Source organism: Stappia indica, from assembly GCF_020177335.1.
Classification (GTDB): Bacteria; Pseudomonadota; Alphaproteobacteria; order Rhizobiales; family Stappiaceae; genus Stappia; species Stappia indica_B.
This window is the reverse complement of the sequence record NZ_JAIVMG010000036.1, coordinates 1-2,003: the sequence shown is the minus strand read 5'-3', so window position 1 is coordinate 2,003 and position 2,003 is coordinate 1. Positions and strand designations below refer to the sequence as shown.

The following is a 2,003-nucleotide window of genomic DNA, read 5'->3' as shown; positions in this document are numbered from 1 at the left end:
CGGCGCAGGTCCTCGATGGTGCCGATGCCGGGGATCAGCAGCGTCGTCAGCCGGGCACGCTTGCACACCTTGGCTGCCTCGGCGATCCAGGCCGCATCCGTGCATTTGCCGAAGCCATAGGTGAAGGTCGAGCCGGTCAGCCCGTCGCCATGCGCCACCTCAATGGCATCGACGCCGGCTTCATCCAGCGCCTCGGCGATGGCGCGGACATGGCCAAGGTCATACTGGTGGCGCAGGGCATGCATGCCGTCGCGCAAGGTGACGTCCTGAAGATAGAGCTTGGTCATGTCAGGCGGCCTCCACCCAGTTGCGCTTCACCGCCAGGCGCTCGGCGGTGCGCAGCGCGGCGGAGGTCATGATGTCGAGATTGCCCGCATAGGCCGGCAGGTAGTGGGCCGCGCCCTCCACCTCCAGGAAGATCGAGACCTTGAGCCCGGTGAAGCTCCGATCCATCTCCGGGATGGTGAGGGGGGCGTTGTCGCCGATCCGCTCGAACTGCACCTCCTGCTTCAGCCGGTAGCCCGGCACATAGGACTGCACCTCGGCCACCATCGCCGCGATGGAGGCGCGGATATCCGCCTCGTCGGCGTCGTCGCACAGGCAGAACACCGTGTCGCGCATGATCAGCGGCGGTTCCGCCGGGTTGAGGATGATGATCGCCTTGCCGCGGGTGGCACCGCCCACCGCCTCGATCGCATGGGCGGTGGTCTCGGTGAACTCGTCGATGTTGGCGCGGGTGCCGGGCCCGGCGGATTTCGACGAGATGGAGGCGACGATCTCGCCGTAATGCACCTTGGCCACCCGGTTGACCGCCGCCACCATCGGGATGGTCGCCTGGCCGCCGCAGGTCACCATGTTGACGTTCGGCTCGGCCAGATTGGCATCGAGATTGACCGAGGGCACGGTGAAGGGGCCAAGGGCCGCCGGGGTCAGGTCGATCACCTGCTTGCCATCGGCGATCAGCGCTTCGGAATGGCGCTTGTGGGCGCCGGCGGAGGTGGCGTCGAAGACGATGCGAATGGCGTCATACTCCGGCAGCGCGCGCAGGCCGTCGAGCCCCTCATGGGTGGTGGCAACGCCAAGGCGCTGCGCCCGGGCCAGCCCGTCGCTGGCCGGGTCGATGCCGACCATGGCGCCCATCTCCAGCACCTTCGACAGGCGCATGATCTTGATCATCAGGTCGGTGCCGATGTTGCCCGAGCCGATGATCGCGGCCTTGATCCTGTTCATTCTGCTTCTCCGAATGTGACGGCGGTCTCGCCAAAGCCTTCGATCTCGGCGACGAACCGGGCGCCGGGGGTGGCGGCGACCATCGGTCCGAGCGCACCGGACAGCACCACGTCGCCCTCGCCAAGCGGCCGGCCGGCCCGGGCCATCACCCGGGCGAGCCACAGCAGCGCGTTGAGCGGCGAGCCGAGGCAGGCGCGGCCGCTGCCTTCGCTGACGACCTGATCGCCGCAGCGCATTTGCATCCGGCAGTCGAGGAGGTCCGCGCCGTCGAGCCGCCGGGCCGAGGGGCCGAGGGTGAAGAAGGCGGAAGAAGCGTTGTCGGCGACCGTATCGACAAAGCGGATGTCCCAGTTGGCGATGCGCGAGCCGACGATCTCAAGGCTCGGCACCAGGTATTCCACCGCACGGATCACCTCCGCCATGGTGCAGTCGGGCGCGGTGAGCGGCCGGCCGAGGATGAAGGCCAGCTCCGCCTCCGCCTTCATCTGCGCACCGGCGACGAAGGGAATCTCGCCGTCATGGGGCACGTCCATGTCGGCGAAGAGCATGCCGTAGTCGGGCTGGTCGACGCCGAGCTGGCGCTGCACCGCCGGATTGGTCAGGCCGATCTTGCGGCCGACCAGACGCCCGCCGGCGGCCAGCCGCGCACACGTATTGATTTCCTGAACCGCATAGGCGTCTTCCGCCGTGGCGATCTTCTCGCGCACCGGCAGGATCGGCGCGCCGGCGGCGTCCGCCTCCCGCAGCGCACGGGCGATGTCATCAAGGGTCAT

The 2,003-nt window shown here is 68.3% G+C and carries 2 protein-coding genes and 1 pseudogene; all 3 read right to left on the bottom strand.

The features are described 5' to 3' along the window. Nucleotides 1–287 (bottom strand): annotated as a pseudogene (locus LC062_RS21260) (4-hydroxy-2-oxovalerate aldolase); the annotation flags it as partial. Nucleotide 288: 1 nt separating this feature from the next. Beyond that, nucleotides 289–1,230 carry an acetaldehyde dehydrogenase (acetylating) gene (locus tag LC062_RS21255; protein WP_224913159.1) on the bottom strand — a complete coding sequence of 314 codons (942 nt, stop codon included), beginning with the start codon at nucleotides 1,228–1,230 and terminating at the stop codon, nucleotides 289–291. After that, on the bottom strand, nucleotides 1,227–2,003 hold the full coding sequence (locus LC062_RS21250; RefSeq protein WP_224913158.1) for a 2-keto-4-pentenoate hydratase: 777 nt from the start codon (nucleotides 2,001–2,003) through the stop codon (nucleotides 1,227–1,229). The genes LC062_RS21255 and LC062_RS21250 overlap by 4 nt, the downstream gene beginning before the upstream one ends.